Below are 18,640 nucleotides of genomic sequence, written 5' to 3'. Positions count from 1 at the left end.
TCGCCCAGCGCACTCCCAATCCCCCACACCATCCCCCCAACACATTGCGAATGCGCCGTCTTCCCGTTCAGCACACGACCAACTCCAAACGTCCCCGCAAACCGATACAACCGCACCTCGCCGGTGAAGGCGTTGACGGCCACCTCGGCAAAGAAGGCGCCATACATCGCAGAATGGCATTTATCCTCGATCGTGCCCGGGTCGAAGCGGCCGGTCTCGGCAATCTCCTCGCCGCCGAGCAGTTCGGTAACCGGCATGGCGTCATTCCCGAAGATCGCCGCGCCATCCTTCAGCGTCAGTGCCTCCTCGGTGCAGCCGAGCCGCTCCGCAAGCCTTTCACGGATTGCCTCGCACGCGATAAACACCGCCGAGCCGGTAGAGGGCGCCCCCCAGCTCCCGCCAGAACCGGCCCCGGGCGGCAAATCGGACTCGCCCAGCCGGACGAGCACGTCGTCGGGATCAAGGCCGAGCATCTCGGCGGCGATCTGGCCGAGGACCGTGTAGGTGCCGGTGCCGATGTCGGTCATGTCGCTTTCGACGATTGCCGTGCCGTCCGGGCAAAGCCGTACCCTTGCTTCGGCCTCGTTGAGATTGTGGACGCGGGTCGCCGTCGCCATGCCGGTGCCGATCCACCATTCGCCCTCGCGGCGCCGGCAGGGGGTGCGGTCCGCGCCGTCCCACCCGAAGCGCTCTGCTCCACGCGTCAGGCACTCGGCAAGCTTGCGCGAGCTATAGGGAATATCGAGGCTCGGGTGCCGTTCGGGAATGTTGCGCAGCCGCAGTTCGACCGGGTCAATACCGACGGCAATGGCGAGCTCGTCCATCGCACATTCGAGCGCCAGCATGCCGACCGCCTCGCCCGGCGCACGCACCGACCCCGCGGTCATGCGGTGGACGCGGGCCAACTCGAGCCGGATGGTGCGATCAGCCCCGCGATAGAGAAACTCGCTCGCCTGGGTCACCGGCTCGGCAAATTTTTCGCCCGGCAGGTTGGAGACAAGTGCCTCATGCCCGAAACCGATGAGGCGGCCATCCGCATCGGCAGCGAGCCGGAGGCGCTGGCTGGTTTCCGAGCGGCGCATGACGCACTGAAATACCTGCTGGCGGAGCATCACCACCCTGACCGGGCGCCCGAGCTCGATGGCGGCAACCGCGGCCGCCACCGCCTCAGCGCTGATGCCGAGCTTGGAGCCGAAGCCGCCACCGACATAGCGGGAGATCAGCCGCACCCGCGCCGGCGGAAGCCCGAGCGCGTCGGCCAGCTCCTTCACGTTATATTTGATCATCTGCATGCTGAGATGGACGGTCAGCGTCTCGCCATCCCATTGCGCGATGCTGGCGTGCGGCTCCATCGGCGCGCTGTTGTGGCCTTCGGTGGTGTAACGGACATCCACGGCATGCGACGCCTCTGCCATCGCCCGGTCGAGATTGCCCTGGACCACGGACTTGCCGCGCTGCTCCTCCACGATCGCGTCCGCGGCGTGGGGATCCACAATGGCGCCGGGCTCCTCGGCATAGCGTACATCGAGGTGCCGGGCGGCGTGGCGGGCCTGCTCGAACGTCTCGGCGACGACCAGCGCCACGGGTTGGCCATAATAATCGACCTGCCCGATATCGCGCTTGGGCGACTTGCCGGCAGTGCCCTGCGCTGAACGCGTGATCATGCGCGGATCGGCGATCACCGCGACGACGCCCGGCATGGCCAGCACCGCATCCCGGTCAATGCCGATCACCTTGCCGCGGGTGATTGTCGCCGTCACCAGCACGCCGTTCAGCGCGCCGTCGATGGCATATTCGGCGGCATAGGGCGCCGTGCCGGTTACCTTGGCGATGCCGTCCGGCCGATCGAGCGGACGGCCGATCACGCCTTGCGCCATATGATCGAGCCGGTTGCGCGTGTCCGGCTCGTCCATGCTGCGGCTGCGGGTCATGCGGCGATCTCCGTCGCTTCTCGCAACACCGCCCTCAACGTCCGGCGCGCCAGTGGAACCTTGAAGTCGTTCGAGCCCCAGACCCGCGCATCCTCCAGCAGCAGGTCGGCAGCCCGATCGAACAGATCATCCGACGGCAGCTGACCGGCCAGCGCCGCGTCGATACGCGGATCATGCCACGGCTTATGGGCAAGCCCGCCAAAGGCCAGGGTGGCCGATGCGATGCGCTCGCCGTCCATCCGCACCACCGCCGCGATCGACACCAGCGCGAAGGCATAGGAGGCGCGGTCGCGCACCTTGCGATAGAGCTGGGTTCCTCCGGCCGGCGCCGGCAGGACGACGGCGGTGATCAGCTCGCCGGGCTCCAGCACATTGTCCCGCTCGGGCGTCTCGCCGGGCAGCCGATGGAAATCGCGCACGGGGATGATCCGGGTGCCGCCTTCGGGGCTGGCGATCTCGACGCGGGCGCCGAGGGCCGCCAGCGCCACCGCCATGTCGCCGGGGTAGGTCGCGATGCACAGCTGATTGGTGCCGAGAACGGCGTGGATGCGATTGAACCCGCCGATAGCGCCGCAGCCGCTGCCCGGCGCGCGCTTGTTGCATGGCTGGTCGACATTATAGAAATAATAGCAGCGCGTGCGCTGGCAGAGATTGCCGCCGGTGGTCGCCTTGTTGCGCAGCTGGAAAGTGGCACCGGCGAGGATGGCGCGCGCCAGCAGCGGATAGTCGCGACGGATGCGCGGGTCGGCTGCGCAATCGCTGTTGGTGACGAGCGCCCCGATGCGCAGGCCGTCGCCGCTTTCCTCGATGCGGTCGATCGGCAGGCGATTGATGTCGACCAACGCCGCGGGCGCTTCGATCTCCAGCTTCATCAGGTCGAGCAGGTTGGTGCCGCCGGCGATCGGCCGCGCCCCGTCTGCGACGAGCCGGACGGCGCCGGCAAGCCCGCCCGCCCGGTGATAGTCGAACGGCCTCATCGGGCGCCCTCCACGACTTCGAGAATGGCATCGACGATGTTGGGATAGGCGCCGCAGCGGCAGAGATTGCCGCTCATCCGCTCGGCAATCTCTTCGCGGGTCAAGCGGGGCGTGGCGGACAGGTCTTCGGAGACGAAGCTCGCCCACCCCCTGGTCGCCTCGTCAATCATCCCCTTGGCCGAGCAGATCTGCCCGGGCGTGCAATAGCCGCACTGATAACCGTCATGCGCGACGAACGCCGCCTGGAGCGGGTGCAGGTCGGCTGGCGTGCCCAGCCCCTCGATGGTGGTGACCTCATCACCCTCGTGCATTACCGCCAGCGTGAGGCAGGAATTGATCCTGATGCCGTTGACGAGCACCGTGCACGCTCCGCACTGGCCGTGGTCGCAGCCCTTCTTGGTGCCGGTCAGACCGCAGGAATGGCGCAGGAAATCGAGCAGCGTGGTGCGCGGATCGCCGCCGAGGTCGCGGCGCTCGCCATTGACGGATAGCTGCATGGCAACTCCTTCCATGTTCGCGCCAAACGTCCCACATCGTCGTTCGGTCCAGCGACGCTGATCGGTCGTGGCGAACCGGGCGTCGGCAGCGCCGTCGCCTGCCAACATGCTTCCACATGCTGCATGTCGATCGCCGCCCGGGCGGGCCTGCCCCGATCCGCGATGGGCGGACCGGCGCGCCGGTTTTCGCAGATGTCGGCCAATTCCGGGGCCACGGCCGTCGCTGGTAACCAATTCATTTGCCAAGCGTTTATCGATCAGCAGCGATGAAGGGTGTGGCGATGGGGGGCGGGGAAACGGGCATGTCGCCAATTGCGGCGACCGAGGCCGTGGAGACGGCGACGCGCCTTTTCCATGCGCAGGACGCAGGCGCCGTCTACCTGTTCGAGATCGCCGCGGATGGCGAGGTGCGGTGTGGTGAGGGGATGCGCAGGCTGCTGGGCGTCGCTCCAGGCGCGCGGCTTGATCGGGACATATGGCTGGCAGCGGTACATGACGAGGATCGGCAGCGGTTGCGCGCCAGTTTCGCCCGGATGGATGCGGGCGGCCATGAGGAGGTCGAATATCGCGCCGGGCCGGGCGGGGCGGCGGGCTGGCTGCTGACAAGAGGCGGGGCCGCGCCCGGTGGCGGCAGCGTACGGTCGATCTTTGGTGCCACCCTCGACATCACCCGCCAGGGGATAGTCGCCGAGAACGACGAACGGCTGCGAATGACACTCGACGCCGGCCGGATGGCGTCCTGGAGCTGGGACCTCGCGACCAATCGCTGGACCTGGGACCGGCGGCGCTTCGAGCTGTTCGGCCTTGATCCGAACGATGGGGAGCCGGATTACGAGCAGACGCTGGCACTGGTCCATCCCGAGGATCGCGCGCAGCTCAGGGCCGCGATCGAGGGTGCGCTGGCGGCAGGCGACGGCACCTACCAGAGCGAGTTCCGCGTGCCGTTGCCGGATGGCGAGGTGCGCTGGCTGGGTGGTTATGGGCGCGCCATCCCCGGGCCGGACGGGCGGCCGGCGCGCATGCTCGGCCTCAGTTTCGACATCACCGAGCACCGCGTCGCCGCGGCCGAGCGCGATCGGGCGATGGCTCTCCTCCAGACCTTCGTCGAGGCGGTGCCCGGCGTGGTCTGCGCCAAGGACCGGGACGGGCGCATGCTCCTCGTCAACCAAGGGACGGCGGCAGTTGTGGGAAAGCCGTCTGCCGCACTGATCGGCAAGGTCATCACCGAATTTCTCGACGACCCGCAGCAGGCGGAGGCGGTGGCGGCCAACGACCGGCGTGTGCTGGAGACCGGCGTCGCCGAGCAGATCGAGGAGGAAGTCGGCTGGCGCGATGGCATGCCGATCGTCTGGCTCTCGACCAAGGCGCCGCTGCTGGACGCGCTAGGCCGGGTGACGGGCCTTGTCGCCACCTCGCTCGACATCACCGACCGCAAGCGTGACGAGGAGCTGCTGGCGCGCGGCAGGCTGGAGCTCGAGCATCTGGTCGAAGAGCGCACCCGCCATCTGCACGAGACCCAGACCCAGCTCGCCCACGCCCAGCGAATGGAGGCGCTCGGCCAGCTCGCCGGCGGCATCGCCCATGATTTCAACAATATCCTTCAGGCCATTCAGGGCGCCAGCTCGCTGATCGAGCGGCAGGCGAGCAGTCCGGACGCGGTTCGCCACCTTGCCACCATGGTCGGCGAGGCGATCGGCCGGGGCGCCTCGATCACGCGCCGTTTGCTCTCCTTTTCCCGGCGCGGGGAGTTGCAGGGCGAGGCGCTTGACCCGGCGCAACTGCTCGCGAGCCTGCGCGAGATCCTGTCGTTGACGCTCGGTTCGGCGATCGAGGTCAGGGTGGAGGTCGCAGCCGGCGTACCGCCCCTGCTCGCCGACAAGGGCCAGCTGGAGACGGTGCTCGTCAATCTCGCCGCCAATGCCCGCGACGCGCTCGACGGGGCGGGAATGCTGACCCTCACCGCCTCTCCCGGGCGGCGTGGGCGCAATGGCCGGCCGGGTCACCCGATCGGGCTCACGCCCGGCGATTATGTGCGGATCGCGGTGTGCGACAATGGTCACGGCATGGATGCCGCGACACTGGCGCGCGCGTCCGACCCCTATTTCACCACCAAGCAACCCGGCAAGGGCACCGGCCTCGGCCTCGCCATGGCGCGCGGCTTTGCCGAGCAGAGCGGCGGCGGGCTGCACATCGACAGCGCGCCGGGTCGCGGAACGACGGTGACATTGTGGCTGCCGGCGGCGCGAATGGAGGCAGCGTCGGCCCCTTCTCGCGAGGATGCGCCGCCGCCACGCGGCGAGCGGCCCCGATTGATGGTGGTCGACGATAATGATCTGGTGCGCGAGATGCTTGCCGAGAACCTGATCGGCGCTGGCTACGAGGTGATTCAGGCGTCGCGCGGCGCGACGGCATTGGCGCTGATGAGGGCAGGTGAGCAGGTTGACCTGCTGGTTTCCGACCTGTCGATGCCGGAGATGAACGGCCTTGCCCTGATCCGCGCGGCGCAGCAGCAGCAGCCGGCGCTGCGGGCGATCCTGCTCACCGGCTATGCGGGTGAGATACCGGAGCTTTTCTCAGGCGATGCCGAGGAGGCGGACTTCTGCCTGTTGCGCAAGCCCGTTACCGGCCAGCAGCTCGCGCGTCAGGTCGCCTCGCTGCTGCATGCGGATGGGGCGGGGCAGGACGGATGCGGCGGGTGACGCGAGCGCCGGTGCCATCGCGCTGCGCGCGTTGGCGGATTTCGGCACCCTCGACGTCGGTCGCGCGTTTCGCGGGCGTGCAAGGAGAGCTGCCATGAACCGCGACCAAGGGAATATCGACCAATCCACCGCCGAGCCGGCCGAAGGACCTGCCGATCTGCCGCCGCCCCAGACAAGGTCTCCCCGTGCCGCGCCATCGAAGGATGCGCCGCGCTCGCCGCTCGATCCGCCCGGCGTTTCCGGCGGCACAGCCGGGACGGGCGGCGACAACAAGGTCCAGGACGAGTTGGATCGCTAGGCGACGACTGCTCGGGCGCCCGCCAGACGGGGGCGCGGGCAGTTACCGTCCGGCCGGCCCGCTCCATCGGCCGTCAGCGTCGCCGCGATGACGCTCGCGGGAGCGGTCGATGTTGCTGCCCTCATCGCGCCGCCGCGCTCCGAGACGCTCATCGAGCGAAAGGGGACCGGCGCCGCCGATGCAGAGCGCGATCAGGCCGGCAATGTAGAGCAGGTCCGTCTCGTAACCCGGCTGGCCGAAATGCGCCCCGGCCGCATCATAGGACATCAGCTTGATCGAGCTGAAACCGTTCGGCAGGTGAACGGTGAAGATCGCCACGAGCAACACCACGATCATCGGCACAGTCATCAGCGGCACCAGCGCGCCGGCCAGGACCATCAGGCCGCCGATGATCTCCACGGCGACGGTCGCCCAGCTCAGAAAGAGCGGCGTCGGCATGCCCATCGCATGAAGGATGCCGGCAAAATTGTCCGGCCCCCGGGCGAGTTTCGCCCAGCCATGCGAGAAGAAGCCATAGCCCACGATGAGGCGGATCGGGATCGCATACCATCCGGCAGCTATCGGCAGCGGCGAGATGGCGAGCCTTCTGATTAGCGGTATCATCGGTCGCGCGGGTCCTTTCATTGACGCGGGGGAATGGCAGCGATCCGCCCATTGGAGGCCGCGGGGTCTGGTTCGTCGAATTTGAGCGGGGGCTGGGCGGTCACGGTTGCGAGCCCGGGACATGAGGCGGCGCGCCGCCATCCACCCGCCCGGTTATGCGGGACGCAGGGGGCGAGCGGGACAATAATGGTGAGGCGAGCCATGCACCTCGTACGCTGTCGGTATCGTCGCGGTTACAGGCTCGTGGACGAGTGCTCAGGCGTAACGCGGTCACCGTATATAGTCTGACAAAAGAGCACTTGCGCGCCCGGACCGTGCGTCATAATCCTATATGATCGCGATCCTGCCGGCCGTGGCGAGGGTCGCCGTCAGGAGGGGACATCATCCCATGAGGCCGCTTTGCTCGCGAAAACCGCGCGCGCCGACAATCGGGCGGCACATATACCGATCCTGTCTTCTATGACGACGAACCGCCGACGGGCCGGTTTCAGGCCGTCGACGCCCTTGCCATGACCGGGATCAATCGCATCGACCGAACAGCGCCGGAGCGCGAACCGGAGAGGGCCGAGACCATGGCCCTGATTGCGCATGATCCGGTTCGGGAAATCGGCTGACGCAATGCTGGACCGTCGCGAGACGCTTGCCCTGGCCGGCCTCGGCCTGGTCTCCGCCGGGCTGAAGGGCGCGCAGGCCCCGGCAGCCAATGGGTCCTCCGAACGGCCGATGCTATGGTATCGCCAGCCGGCACGGATGTGGCTGGAGGCGCTGCCGATCGGCAATGGCCGTATCGGCGCCATGGTGCATGGCGGGATCCGCAGCGAAACGCTCCAGCTCAACGCGGACAGCTGGTGGGCCGGACGCCCCTATGACCCCGTCCGCCCAGGCGCGCGCGAGGCGCTTCCGGAGGTGCGCCGGCTGGTGTTCGCCGGTCGCTATGCCGAGGCGGAGGCGCTTGCCAACCGCACGCTGATGGCCCAGCCGATCACCCAGATGCCGTACCAGACCATCGGCAATTTCGTGGTCACCGCGCTGAACATCAACGACAACGACGCGGAAACCTATCGCCGCGAGCTCGACCTTGACGCGGCGGTGGCGAGCACGGCCTTCCTTGCCGGCGGCGTGCGTTATGAGCGTCAGCTGTTCGCGAGCGCGCCGGATGGCGTGATCGTGATGCGCCACGCGGCGGACCGGCCGGGCGCGATCCACGCCCGGCTCGCATGGCAGCTGCCGGGTGGGGGGCGTGCCGCTGGCGGCGGCGAGGACATGCTGGCGATGCAGTTGCGCAACGGCGGCAGCGCGGGCATCGACGGTGGATTGAGCGCCGCCGCGGTGGCCAAATTGTCGGCGCGGGGTGGCACGGTGTCGCGCGAGGGCGACGCGCTCGTCGTCCGTGGCGCCGACGAACTGGTGGTGCTGATCAGGATCGCCACCGATTATCGCCGTTTCGATCTTGTCGGCGGCGATCCGCTCGCCGAGGCGGTCCGGACGCTGGCAGCGGCGGCGGCGAAGCCGTTTGATATGTTGCGCGACACGCATGTCGCCGATCATCGCTCGCTGTTCCGATCGGCAGCCCTTGACCTCGGCCGGACGCCGGCTGCCGCGCTCTCCACCGACGCGCGTGTGGCGATCTCCGATCCGGCTGACGATCCGGCCCTGGCGGCGCTCTATTTTGCCTATGCCCGTTATCTGCTGATTGCCTGCTCGCGTCCGGGCGGACAGCCGGCAAACCTGCAGGGAATGTGGAACGACAGCGCCAAACCGCCCTGGGGCTCGAAGTACACGATCAACATCAACACCGAGATGAACTATTGGCTTGCCGAGCCGACCAACCTCGCCGAGTGCGTGACGCCGCTCGTCGCGATGATCGAGGAGCTGGCGGTTACCGGCGCCCGCACCGCGCGGGCCATGTATGGCGCCCGCGGCTGGGTGGCGCACCACAACACGGACCTGTGGCGCGCGACGGCGCCGATCGACTTCGCCGCCGCGGGGCTGTGGCCGACCGGCGGTGCCTGGCTCGCGCTGCATCTTTGGGAGCATTATGATTACGGCCGCGACCGGCGCTTCCTCCAGCGCGTCTGGCCGGTAATGCGCGACGCAGCGCTGTTCTTCCTCGACACGCTGGTGCCGCTGCCGGGCACGGCGTACCTCGTCACCAACCCGTCCCTTTCTCCGGAGAACGACCATGGCCGCGGCGGCAGCGTCTGCGCCGGGCCGACCATGGACATGCAGATGCTGCGCGATTTGTTCGACCGCTGCGTCGCTGCCGGCACGCTCCTGAAGCGGGACGTCGAGCTCTGCCGTCAATTCGCCGCCGCCCGTGCGCGGCTGGTTCCCAACCGGATCGGCGCTGCCGGACAGCTCAGGGAGTGGCTGGAAGACTGGGATCTGACCGCCCGCGACGTCCACCATCGGCACATCTCGCACCTGTTTGGAATCTTTCCCAGCCATCAGATCAACCTGGATGAAACGCCGGCGCTTGCGGCTGCTGGCCGCAGGTCCCTGGAGCTTCGCGGCGACGCCGCGACCGGATGGGGGCTCGCCTGGCGCGCGAATGTCTGGGCGCGCCTGCGCCAGGGCGATCATGCCCACCGCCTGCTGGTCGCCCTGCTGTCGTCCGACCGCACTTACCCCAATCTGTTCGACGCTCATCCGCCGTTCCAGATTGACGGAAATTTCGGTGGCGCGAATGCCATGGCCGAAATGCTGGTGCAGAGTCGGGGCGCGCTGATCGACCTGCTGCCGGCGCTGCCCGCGGCCTGGCCGGAAGGCAGGCTCACCGGCATCCGCGTGCGCGGTGCCGCCGAGGTTGATCTCGCCTGGACGTCGGGCAGGCTTGACGAGGTGGTGATCCGGCCGGCGCTCGGCGGCCGTCGCATGCTGCGTCATGGGACAGTCGAACGTACGGTGGAACTGCGTCCTGGACGTCAGCTTCGCTTGCGCGGGCCCAATCTGGAGGTGTGATGATGACGAGACTCGGCCGTCTATTGCTGGCGACCTTCCTCGCCACATCGGCAGGCGGCGCGGCGACACCCGCATCCGCGCAGGACGCGCCGTTTCCTGTCGAGATCACCGTCGATGCGTCGCGCGACGAGGGGCCGGTAAGGCAGGTGTGGCGTTTCTTCGGCGCCGATGAGCCCAATTATGCGACGATGAAGGATGGCCGCACGACGCTTGCGACATTGGGCCAGCTGGCACCTGACCAGGTCTATTTCCGCGCGCATAACCTGCTGACGACGGGCGACGGCACCCCGGCGCTGAAATGGGGCTCGACCAACGTCTATACCGAGGACGCGCAGGGGCGCCCCGTCTATGATTGGACGATCGTCGACCGAATCTTCGACACCTATCGCGCGCGGGGTGTGAAGCCCTACGTCGAACTGGGGTTCATGCCCGAAGCGCTCTCGACCCATCCTCAGCCCTATCAGCATGATTTTCGGCCGGGGAGCGGCAATCTGCGTACGGGCTGGGCCTATCCGCCAACCAGCTATGCCAAATGGGAAGAGCTGATCTTCCAGTGGGTGCGCCATTGCATCGCGCGTTACGGGCGAGCCGAGGTCGCCAGCTGGTATTTCGAGACCTGGAACGAGGCCAATCTGCCGCAATATTACTGGGGTGGGACAGCAGAAGAGTTCTTCCTCCTCCACGATGCCGCCGTGCGCGGGGTGCGCCGCGCCTTGCCGGATGCGCGGGTCGGCGGACCGGACATTGCCGGTGCGGGCGATGATTTCATGACCCGCTTCCTCGATCATGTTAAGCGGGCAGGGACGCCGACCGATTTCCTGTCGTTCCACGCCAAGGGGCAGCCCAGCTTCGTACCCGGCCCCGCTGGCGGCCATGTGCGGATGGGTATCGACAAGCACCTCAAGGCAGCGGACCACGAATTTGCGCTGATTGGCGCCGACCCTGTGTTCAAGTCGCGGCCGATCGTGATCGGCGAGTCTGATCCTGAGGGTTGCGCCGCGTGCCAGGGCCCTGCCAATGCCTATCGCAACGGCACGATGTATTCGAGCTACACCGCTGCCATATTCCCCCGCCTTCAGGCGCTGGCGGCGCGACGGCAGCTCAATCTGGAAGGCGTGCTCAGCTGGGCCTTCGAATATGAGGACCAGCCCTATTTCGCGGGCTTCCGCCAACTGACCTCGGCGGGCATCGATCTGCCGGTGATGAATGTCTTCAAGATGTTCGCGATGATGAAAGGCCGAGTGGTCACGAGCCGTTCCGACCACCAGCTGACGGTCGAGCGCATGATGGCCGATGGCGTGCGCGCCACGCCCGATGTCGGCAGCGTGGCCAGCGCCGACGGTAAGCGGCTGGCGATATTAGTGTGGCACTATCATGATGACGACCTTCCCGGCCCGGATGCGGACGTGCATCTGCAGGTGGGCGGACTGCCCGCCGCCTTTCGGCGCGGCGCGACCGTGGTTCAATACCGCGTGGATCACGATCATTCGAACAGCTATACTGCCTGGCTTGCCATGGGCTCCCCGATCGCGCCTGACGACCAGCAGCGCGCAGCGTTGCTCAAGGCTGCCACGCTCGCGGGTGGGGCGCCGCAGCAGACCGTGCAGGTCGCGAAGAACCGGGCGGAGCTGCGCTTCCGACTGCCCCGTCAAGGCGTGTCGCTGCTGGTGCTGACTCCGGGCTGATCGCGGAACACCCACGCGATGATCCGCCGACGCCGAGCGATGGGTCCTCGGCCCCGGTCGATTTTACGTGCGCGATATGCAGGGTCGTGCCCGTCACGGCTGATTGAATCCGGGGCGGCAGGGGGACGCTGGTCGGCATCGGACCTTCTGCAATACTCGGACTATTGAACAAGCCCGGTCGTCCGGATAGAAACCGGTGATGAGGTCAGATGACGTGGACCGTGCCTTTCCGACCGGAGCCTGGCCCGGTGCCATGCTCCGCCTGCTGCCTGGCCCGCAACGGCATTGGTGCACGCGGCACCGCGTCTCGTCGGGCGCCGACCACCCCCGCGGCAGGGCCTCGGGGGTCCGCGATGAAGGGAGGGAGCCTTGACCGGCGTTTCTTGCTGTAACGGCCATTCCCGAAGGGATTTTCTCGCCTCGGCGGGCGTCACCGCGCTCGCGGCGGGGGGCGTGTTGGCGCCGCTCGCGCCAGCCGCTGCGGCGCCGGTGCCGCCGCCCGGCGCTACGCGGGCGGCGCTGCGGCCCTTCGACCTCGCTGACGTCGATCTGCATGAGAGCCCGTTCCTGCATGCCCAGCGCATGACCGAGGCCTATCTGCTCAGGTTACAGCCTGATCGCATGCTGCATAATTTCCGGGTCAATGCCAACCTCCCGCCGAAGGCCCCGGTTTATGGAGGATGGGAATCCGATCCCATCTGGGAAGAGATAAATTGCCACGGCCATACGCTCGGCCACTATCTCTCGGCTTGCTCGCTTGCCTGGCGCTCGACGGGCGACGTCCGTTTCCGGCAGCGCGTGGAGTATATCGCGGGCGAACTCGCCGCCTGTCAGCAGGCAGCCGGGACGGGCCTGGTCTGCGCCTTCCCCAAGGGGGGGGCGCTGGTGGCGGCGCATCTGCGCGGCGAGAAGATCACGGGCGTTCCGTGGTATACATTGCACAAGATCTTCGCGGGCCTGCGCGACGGCGCGCTGCTCGCCGATAGCGATACATCGCGCGCAGTGCTGATCCGGCTTGCCGACTGGGCTGATGCGGCAACCAGGCCCTTGTCCGACGCACAGTTTGAAGCAATGCTGGACACCGAGCATGGCGGCATGAACGAGGTCCTTGCCGACCTCTATTTCATGACGGGGAACACCAGCTATCGCGACCTCGCCCGCCGCTTTTCGCACAAGGCCATCCTCGAGCCTCTGTCGCAGCACCGCGATCATCTCGACGGTCTTCATGCAAATACCCAAATACCCAAGATCGTCGGCTTTGAGCGGGTTTACGAGGCCACCGGGGATGTCGCCTTTCGCGACGCCGCGATCTTCTTTTGGAGAACGGTGGCGCAGACCCGCTCATTCGTGACCGGAGGCCATGGCGATAACGAGCATTTCTTTCCCGTCGCGGAATTCGACAAGCATGTCTTTTCGGCGAAAGGATCAGAGACCTGCTGCCAGCACAACATGCTTCGGCTCACCCGCGCTCTGTTCATGCAGGATCCGCGCGCGGACTATGCCGATTATTATGAGCGCACCCTCTATAACGGCATTCTCGCGTCGCAGGATCCGGACAGCGGCATGGCGACCTATTTTCAGGGCGCACGCCCCGGATATATGAAGCTGTACCACACGCCCGAGGATTCTTTCTGGTGCTGCACCGGGACGGGCATGGAAAATCACGTCAAATATCGTGACTCGATCTATTTCAGCGACGACCGGACGTTATATGTCAACCTGTTCATTCCCTCGGCCGTGCGCTGGGCGGAGCATGAGGCGGTGCTGACGCAGACGACTGCGTTTCCCGAAGCGTCATCGACCACATTGCGCTGGACGCTGAAGCATCCGGTGGAACTGACACTGAAGCTGCGCCACCCGCGCTGGAGCAAACTGGCCACCGTGCTGGTCAACGGGGTGGAGGTGGTGCGATCGACCACGCCCGGCAGCTATGTCGAGCATGCCAGCCTGTGGCGGAGCGGGGACGAGGTGGAACTCCGGCTGGCTCTCGAGGTCTCGATCGAGCGTGCGCCGACGGCGCCCGACATCGTCGCCTTCACCTATGGCCCTTTGGTGTTGGCCGGGGCGCTGGGCCGCGACGGGCTCGCGCCCGGCTCGGACATCGTCGTCAACGAGCGAAGATATGGGAGCTACAATGACGGGCCGTTCACGCCGCCCCGTCTCGCCGGTGACACGGAGGCGCTCCCTGCGCTGATCCGGGCCGGCGACCAGCCGCTGGAGTTTACGATCATGTCGGCCGAGCAGGCGGCGGTGCGCCTCATTCCCTACCATCGGATCGCACATCAACGCTATGCGACCTATTGGCAATTGCACTGAAATCCGGTGCCACGCGGTGCCGGCGGCCAGTAGCAGATGTGCTCGAACGGGGACGGGAACGCCTGGTTGAGCGGCTCGAATGCGGGCGATCGTGGACGAGCCGCAGGCCGCTCAATAGTCCACTCCGCGATGAAGCGTTTGCCGCAGCATATATCTCGCCCGCCTCACCCTCTCACGGGCGTCCGCCTGCCGAACCAGGACAGGCATAATGGCGGGGACCTCCTTCAGCGCCTCGGTGAGCGCCTTCTCGGCCTCGGCAAGCTCGCGGGCGCATCTGCCCGGCGGCAATACATAGAGGGGAACCGGCCTGTCCGGGACCGGCAGCGGCTCGGGCCTGTGCGCCCGCGGGAATGGCTTCACCTCGATTTCCCGGGACCGGCAGCGCCGACACGAGAAGTGCTGCCCGATATCCTCCAGCCTCTCGGGCCGTCGCGCGGTCCGCAGGTAGCCGGCAAGGGAGTCCGGATCATAGACGGCGGTCCTGCCGCAGCTCATGCACACCACCGCGGCGTCGCACTGGATGCTGTGCAGGTCGAAAAGGCACTCGATTTTCCGGCCGCTACCCATAGGCGACGCAGAACATACGGAGAACACGGCGCGCAACGGATTCGGTGCTAACCTGCGTTAGGAAGGAGAATCTGTCCCGCTACGACCCAGCACGGGGAATCATCGGCGTGGGATGGCGGGTGCCTCGATCGCGGCGACGGTAATGGCAAAAAGCATCAGCCCGGTGTCATCCACCACCCGTATCTCCAGGTCGTGTTCGAAGATGTCGCCACCGCAAGCCCCCAGCAACTCGCTTGCGAACTGGACAGCCATTCCACGAACAGCGTCTCTGTCCGGCAAATCCACGGTCTCAGGGGTCTGGATGGTCCCTCTTTCCACGGTGTGAATATTGTACCGGGGCATGGTGAGCCTCTCCCAACAGGGGCCCTTAACGGGCGGCTGTTGCGAGCCGTTCCCAATAAATCACCGCAGAGCCGAACGGGTCGTCCCGTTTGCGACCTCCCGCCCGTCATCCGATGCTGCTCCACCGCCCTGACACAGTGCCGCCTCAAAGCGCCGCAGCCATGCAAACGAATCAAGCAAGATCAGGATGTGCCAGCTAACTGGCTGGGGCGGCAGGATTCGAACCTGCGAATGCCGGTACCAAAAACCGGTGCCTTACCACTTGGCGACGCCCCAACAGCCGGGAGAGGGGCTTATAGCCCGCTCTTCCGGCGATGGAAGGGATCAGAACAGGCGTTCGACCCAGCCATGCGGATCGGGGGCGATGCCGCGCTGGATATCGACCAGCGCGCTGCGCAGCTTTTCGGTGACGAGGCCCGGGCCGGCATTGCCGATGGTGAACTCGACCCCCGGCGCGCGAACGGTGCCGATCGGCGTCACCACTGCCGCGGTGCCGCAAGCGAACGCCTCGCGCAGCCTGCCGCTCCCGGCGTCGGCGCGCCACTGATCGATGCCGTAGCGCTCCTCGCGCACGGTGAGGCCCATGCCCCGCGCCAGCGTAATCAGGCTGTCGCGGGTGATGCCGGGCAGGATCGTGCCGGAAAGCGGCGGCGTCACCAGCGAGCCGTCATCCATCACGAAGAACACGTTCATCCCGCCCAGCTCCTCGATCCAGCGGCGCTCGGCCGCGTCGAGAAACACCACCTGGTCGCAGCCATTGCGGATCGCTTCGGATTGGGCGAGCAGGCTGGCGGCGTAATTGCCGCCGCACTTGGCAGCGCCGGTGCCGCCCGGCGCGGCGCGGGTGAAGTCCTGGCTGACCCAGAGCGACACCGCCGGGGCGCCGCCCTTGAAATAGGCGCCGACCGCCGATGCGATCACCATGTAGAGATATTCCGAGGACGGCTTCACGCCGAGGAACACCTCGCTCGCGATCATGAACGGACGCAGGTAGAGCGAGCCGCCCTCGATCTGGGGGAACCAGTCCCGGTCGGCCTTGACCAGCTGGCGGCAGGATTCGAGGAACAGCTCTTCCGGCAGCTGCGCCATCGCCAGCCGCTCGGCGGACTCGCGGAAACGGCGGGCATTGGCCTCGGGACGGAACAGCGCCGCGCCGCCATCGGCGAGGCGATAGGCCTTCAGCCCCTCGAAAATCTCCTGCGCATAATGGAGCACGGAGCAGGCCGGATCGATCTGCAGCGGGACGCGCGGATGCACCTTCGCATCATGCCAGCCACGGCCGTCCGCATAGCGGATCGTGACCATATGGTCGGTGAACACGCGCCCGAACCCGGGGTTGGCCAGCAGCTGGTCGCGCTCGCTCACCGGCACCGGATCGGCATGCGGATCGAAGGCGAAGCTGAGGTTGGAATCGGCGGCCATGGATGCTCCTTGCCCGCGCCCGAAGATGGCGGCGCCGGGTTGCGCACGACTAGGGGCGATGCCAAGATGCGTCAACATGGCTGTCCTGACTTCTTCTCCTCTCTTCCTGCGCGAACCGGAGATCAGACGGGGCGTGGAGCTGCTCTATTTCGGCTATAGCAACCTGATCCGCTCGATAGACGAACGGCTGGCGGATCAGGGGTTGGGCCGGGCGCATCACCGCGCACTCTATTTCATCGCGCGCCAGCCGGATCTCACCGTCTCGGCGCTCCTGCGACTGCTCGGCATCACCAAGCAATCGCTCGGCCGGGTGATCACCGAGCTGAGCGACCGCGGCCTGCTGGAATCGCGCACCGGCCTGGTGGATCGGCGGCAGCGGCTGCTGCGCCTGACCCCGGCAGGCCGCGCGCTGGAGGTGGAGCTGTTCCAGGAGATGCGCGAAAAGGTCTCGGCCGCCTATCAGGCCGCGGGCCGCGAGGCGGTCGGTGGCTTCTGGCAGGTGCTGGAAGGGCTGGTGCCGGAAAGCGAGCGCGACATGGTGGCAGCGCTCGCCCGAGGCTGACTGGGCACGGTTCCGGGACATTGATGGGTCGAGCGACGATGCCTCGTCGTCTCGGCAGAAGGGGGAGCCGGGCGGCCCGCCCAAACCCTATCGCGTCTCCGCCGCCAACTCCGCATTGCGTCGCTCGGCGGCGACCAGCGTGTCCTCGAGCAGCGTATCGAGCGTCCTGTCCAGCACATCCAGCCCCTTGCGCGTCGAGCCGCCGGGGCTCGCGACACGTTCGGCAAGCGTGCCGGGATCCGCATCGGAGGCCTCGGCCAGCGCCGCCGCGCCGCCGACCGTGGCCAGCGCCATGCGGGCCGCCTGATCTGCCGGCAGGCCGAGGGCGGCGCCCGCCTTGCCCAGCGCATCGATGAAGCGGAACAGGAAGGCGGGGCCGGAGCCGGACAGCGCCGTCACCGCATCGAACAGCCGCTCGTCCCCGATCCATTCGACCAGGCCGAGTGCACCCATCATCGCCGCCACCAGTTCGCGGCCGGCCGGCTCCAGCCCGTCGGCATGGAGGGCGAGGACGCCCCTGCCGATGGCGGCCGGCATGTTCGGCATGACGCGCACGATCGCCCGCGGCGCCGGGAAGCGGGCGCGCAGCGACCCAAGCTCGGTGCCGGCGAGGATCGATAACAGGATCGTCTCCGGCGCCAGCAGCGGAGCGAGGGCAGGGGCGACCTCGTCCAGCTTCTGCGGCTTCACGCCGAGCATCACGATCGCCGGCGATGCGCCGTCCGGCGGCAGCATCGACAGATGGGTGACGCCGGCCGGCACGCTCGCGGCATTGGGCTCCACCGCCGTCACCTGCGCGGGATCAAGACCGGCAGCGAGCCAGCCACGCAGCATCGATCCGGCCATGTTGCCGCAGCCGACGAGCAGCACTGGCCCCGTTTCGGGAACCGCCATCAGGCCTCGCCCTGCGTCTCGATCAATGCGGAGGCGATCGCCTCGGCCGGGCTCTTGTCGCCCCACAGGATGAACTGGAACACCGGGTAGAAGCGCTCGCACTCGTCGATCGCGGCATCGACCATCGTTTCCGCCTGCTCCATGGTGAGCCCGGTCTCGCCATCCGAATCCTGGCCCAGCAGCGTCGCGTAGCGATAAAGGACGAGGCCGGACGCCGCCCACAGCTCGAAATGGCCAATCCACAATTGCTCGTTGATCAGCCCGATCGTCTCATACACGGCCGCGCGCTTGTCGGTGCCGACGCGGATGTCGGGCAGCGCGAGGAACTGGAGAACGGCATCATCCTCCCGCCACACGGCGCGAAGCTCATATTGAGTCCAGCTGCCCTGGACCGTCGCCGCGATCTCCTCCTCGCCGGTCCGCTCGTGGGGCCAGCCATGGGCGGCGAAATACTGCTCGAGCATCTCGATGGGGGCGCTGGCCTCACGGCCGGCCTCGTAATCATCCACCCTCATTGCCGTTCTCCCGCAACGCGGCGGGCACAGGAATAGACCACGCTCGCGCTTGCGCAAAGCGCGCGGGAGAAACCGGGTGACAAAGCTGTGGATAAGCTGGGGATCAGACGGCTCCGTCCGCCAGCTTCGCCTCCAGCGCGTCAAGCCGGGCGCGCAACGCGTCCGCCTCGTCCCGCGCTGCAGCAGCCATGGCCTTCATCGCCTCGAACTCGTCACGGCTGACGAAGTCGAGCCCGCCGATCCACTCCCGCGCCCGCGCGCGCGCCGAGGCTTCCGCCTCGCGGCCGACGCCGGCCAGCGTCCCGGCAGCGCCATTCAGGATCTTGGCGAAATCGTCGAAAAAACGGTTTTCGGTCTGCATCTTGGTCTCC

16 protein-coding genes and 1 tRNA gene are annotated in these 18,640 nt (G+C 67.2%); 6 read left to right on the top strand and 11 right to left on the bottom strand.

Annotated elements, in window-relative coordinates; all coding sequences use genetic code 11:
- From KOF26_RS16605 to KOF26_RS16595, 3 genes are all read right to left on the bottom strand, one after another.
- A partial coding sequence (locus tag KOF26_RS16605; protein ID WP_253201537.1) for a xanthine dehydrogenase family protein molybdopterin-binding subunit occupies positions 1 to 1,931 on the bottom strand: 1,931 nt, incomplete at its 3' end.
- Positions 1,928 to 2,908 (bottom strand): FAD binding domain-containing protein, encoded by a 981-nt coding sequence (locus KOF26_RS16600; protein WP_216327769.1) that lies wholly within the window; start codon positions 2,906 to 2,908, stop codon positions 1,928 to 1,930. The genes KOF26_RS16600 and KOF26_RS16605, both read right to left, overlap by 4 nt.
- On the bottom strand, positions 2,905 to 3,405 hold the full coding sequence (locus tag KOF26_RS16595) for a 2Fe-2S iron-sulfur cluster-binding protein (protein ID WP_216327766.1): 501 nt from the start codon (positions 3,403 to 3,405) through the stop codon (positions 2,905 to 2,907). The genes KOF26_RS16600 and KOF26_RS16595 overlap by 4 nt, the downstream gene beginning before the upstream one ends.
- A 302-nt stretch (positions 3,406 to 3,707) precedes the next feature.
- Here KOF26_RS16595 and KOF26_RS16590 point away from each other — a divergent pair, with 302 nt between their 5' ends.
- Positions 3,708 to 6,104: a PAS domain-containing hybrid sensor histidine kinase/response regulator gene (locus KOF26_RS16590; RefSeq protein ID WP_216327762.1), complete on the top strand. Its 2,397-nt coding sequence runs from the start codon at positions 3,708 to 3,710 to the stop codon at positions 6,102 to 6,104.
- A 94-nt stretch (positions 6,105 to 6,198) separates the two neighbouring features.
- Positions 6,199 to 6,402 carry a hypothetical protein gene (locus KOF26_RS16585; protein WP_216327759.1) on the top strand — a complete coding sequence of 68 codons (204 nt, stop codon included), beginning with the start codon at positions 6,199 to 6,201 and terminating at the stop codon, positions 6,400 to 6,402.
- Between the two features lie 42 nt (positions 6,403 to 6,444).
- Here the strand turns inward: KOF26_RS16585 and KOF26_RS16580 are convergent, their stop codons facing one another.
- Positions 6,445 to 7,005: a DoxX family protein gene (locus KOF26_RS16580; RefSeq protein ID WP_216327756.1), complete on the bottom strand. Its 561-nt coding sequence runs from the start codon at positions 7,003 to 7,005 to the stop codon at positions 6,445 to 6,447.
- 618 nt (positions 7,006 to 7,623) lie between these two features.
- Between KOF26_RS16580 and KOF26_RS16575 the strand changes: the two genes are divergently transcribed.
- The 3 genes from KOF26_RS16575 (at position 7,624) to KOF26_RS16565 (ending at position 13,967) form a co-directional block, all read left to right on the top strand.
- Positions 7,624 to 9,966, top strand: a complete 2,343-nt coding sequence (locus KOF26_RS16575) for a glycoside hydrolase family 95 protein (RefSeq protein ID WP_216327754.1) — start codon at positions 7,624 to 7,626, stop codon at positions 9,964 to 9,966.
- Positions 9,966 to 11,651 carry a GH39 family glycosyl hydrolase gene (locus KOF26_RS16570; protein ID WP_253201536.1) on the top strand — a complete coding sequence of 562 codons (1,686 nt, stop codon included), beginning with the start codon at positions 9,966 to 9,968 and terminating at the stop codon, positions 11,649 to 11,651. Before KOF26_RS16575 ends, KOF26_RS16570 begins: the two co-directional genes overlap by 1 nt.
- A 369-nt stretch (positions 11,652 to 12,020) precedes the next feature.
- Entirely contained in the window at positions 12,021 to 13,967 is a 1,947-nt protein-coding gene (locus KOF26_RS16565) for a glycoside hydrolase family 127 protein (protein WP_216327751.1), read from the top strand.
- A 111-nt stretch (positions 13,968 to 14,078) separates the two neighbouring features.
- Here the strand turns inward: KOF26_RS16565 and KOF26_RS16560 are convergent, their stop codons facing one another.
- From KOF26_RS16560 to KOF26_RS16545, 4 genes are all read right to left on the bottom strand, one after another.
- Positions 14,079 to 14,534 (bottom strand): hypothetical protein, encoded by a 456-nt coding sequence (locus tag KOF26_RS16560; protein ID WP_216327748.1) that lies wholly within the window; start codon positions 14,532 to 14,534, stop codon positions 14,079 to 14,081.
- 99 nt (positions 14,535 to 14,633) lie between these two features.
- On the bottom strand, positions 14,634 to 14,876 hold the full coding sequence (locus KOF26_RS16555; protein WP_216327745.1) for a DUF6894 family protein: 243 nt from the start codon (positions 14,874 to 14,876) through the stop codon (positions 14,634 to 14,636).
- Between the two features lie 201 nt (positions 14,877 to 15,077).
- A tRNA-Gln gene (locus KOF26_RS16550) sits at positions 15,078 to 15,152 on the bottom strand.
- A 48-nt stretch (positions 15,153 to 15,200) separates the two neighbouring features.
- The gene (locus KOF26_RS16545; RefSeq protein ID WP_216327743.1) at positions 15,201 to 16,298 is read right to left on the bottom strand and encodes a branched-chain amino acid aminotransferase; all 1,098 of its coding nucleotides are present in this window, start codon (positions 16,296 to 16,298) and stop codon (positions 15,201 to 15,203) included.
- Positions 16,299 to 16,374: 76 nt separating this feature from the next.
- Between KOF26_RS16545 and KOF26_RS16540 the strand changes: the two genes are divergently transcribed.
- Positions 16,375 to 16,860: a MarR family winged helix-turn-helix transcriptional regulator gene (locus KOF26_RS16540; protein ID WP_216327740.1), complete on the top strand. Its 486-nt coding sequence runs from the start codon at positions 16,375 to 16,377 to the stop codon at positions 16,858 to 16,860.
- Between the two features lie 87 nt (positions 16,861 to 16,947).
- Here KOF26_RS16540 and proC read toward each other — a convergent pair whose 3' ends face one another.
- The 3 genes from proC to KOF26_RS16525 form a co-directional block, all read right to left on the bottom strand.
- On the bottom strand, positions 16,948 to 17,754 hold the full coding sequence (gene proC / locus KOF26_RS16535) for a pyrroline-5-carboxylate reductase (protein WP_216327737.1): 807 nt from the start codon (positions 17,752 to 17,754) through the stop codon (positions 16,948 to 16,950).
- Positions 17,754 to 18,269 carry a type III secretion system chaperone family protein gene (locus tag KOF26_RS16530; RefSeq protein ID WP_216327734.1) on the bottom strand — a complete coding sequence of 172 codons (516 nt, stop codon included), beginning with the start codon at positions 18,267 to 18,269 and terminating at the stop codon, positions 17,754 to 17,756. The genes proC and KOF26_RS16530 overlap by 1 nt, the downstream gene beginning before the upstream one ends.
- Positions 18,270 to 18,372: 103 nt before the next feature.
- Positions 18,373 to 18,630 carry an accessory factor UbiK family protein gene (locus KOF26_RS16525; RefSeq protein WP_216327731.1) on the bottom strand — a complete coding sequence of 86 codons (258 nt, stop codon included), beginning with the start codon at positions 18,628 to 18,630 and terminating at the stop codon, positions 18,373 to 18,375.
- Positions 18,631 to 18,640: the final 10 nt, after the last annotated feature.

Source organism: Sphingomonas quercus, assembly GCF_018863195.1.
Classification (GTDB): domain Bacteria; phylum Pseudomonadota; class Alphaproteobacteria; order Sphingomonadales; family Sphingomonadaceae; genus Solisphingomonas; species Solisphingomonas quercus.
Note: the sequence above shows the minus strand (reverse complement) of the source record. Positions and strands in the feature narration are given on the sequence as shown.

What these genes read in the sequence shown, in the direction of transcription:
- KOF26_RS16530 (WP_216327734.1), bottom strand. Translation starts at nt 18,269, where the DNA reads ATGAGGGTGGATGATTACGAGGCCGGCCGTGAGGCCAGCGCCCCCATC.
- KOF26_RS16595 (WP_216327766.1), bottom strand. Translation starts at nt 3,405, where the DNA reads ATGCAGCTATCCGTCAATGGCGAGCGCCGCGACCTCGGCGGCGATCCG.
- proC (WP_216327737.1), bottom strand. Translation starts at nt 17,754, where the DNA reads ATGGCGGTTCCCGAAACGGGGCCAGTGCTGCTCGTCGGCTGCGGCAAC.
- KOF26_RS16525 (WP_216327731.1), bottom strand. Translation starts at nt 18,630, where the DNA reads ATGCAGACCGAAAACCGTTTTTTCGACGATTTCGCCAAGATCCTGAAT.
- KOF26_RS16575 (WP_216327754.1), top strand. Translation starts at nt 7,624, where the DNA reads ATGCTGGACCGTCGCGAGACGCTTGCCCTGGCCGGCCTCGGCCTGGTC.
- KOF26_RS16585 (WP_216327759.1), top strand. Translation starts at nt 6,199, where the DNA reads ATGAACCGCGACCAAGGGAATATCGACCAATCCACCGCCGAGCCGGCC.
- KOF26_RS16570 (WP_253201536.1), top strand. Translation starts at nt 9,966, where the DNA reads ATGATGACGAGACTCGGCCGTCTATTGCTGGCGACCTTCCTCGCCACA.
- KOF26_RS16560 (WP_216327748.1), bottom strand. Translation starts at nt 14,534, where the DNA reads ATGGGTAGCGGCCGGAAAATCGAGTGCCTTTTCGACCTGCACAGCATC.
- KOF26_RS16545 (WP_216327743.1), bottom strand. Translation starts at nt 16,298, where the DNA reads ATGGCCGCCGATTCCAACCTCAGCTTCGCCTTCGATCCGCATGCCGAT.
- KOF26_RS16580 (WP_216327756.1), bottom strand. Translation starts at nt 7,005, where the DNA reads ATGATACCGCTAATCAGAAGGCTCGCCATCTCGCCGCTGCCGATAGCT.
- KOF26_RS16600 (WP_216327769.1), bottom strand. Translation starts at nt 2,908, where the DNA reads ATGAGGCCGTTCGACTATCACCGGGCGGGCGGGCTTGCCGGCGCCGTC.
- KOF26_RS16540 (WP_216327740.1), top strand. Translation starts at nt 16,375, where the DNA reads ATGGCTGTCCTGACTTCTTCTCCTCTCTTCCTGCGCGAACCGGAGATC.
- KOF26_RS16590 (WP_216327762.1), top strand. Translation starts at nt 3,708, where the DNA reads ATGTCGCCAATTGCGGCGACCGAGGCCGTGGAGACGGCGACGCGCCTT.
- KOF26_RS16555 (WP_216327745.1), bottom strand. Translation starts at nt 14,876, where the DNA reads ATGCCCCGGTACAATATTCACACCGTGGAAAGAGGGACCATCCAGACC.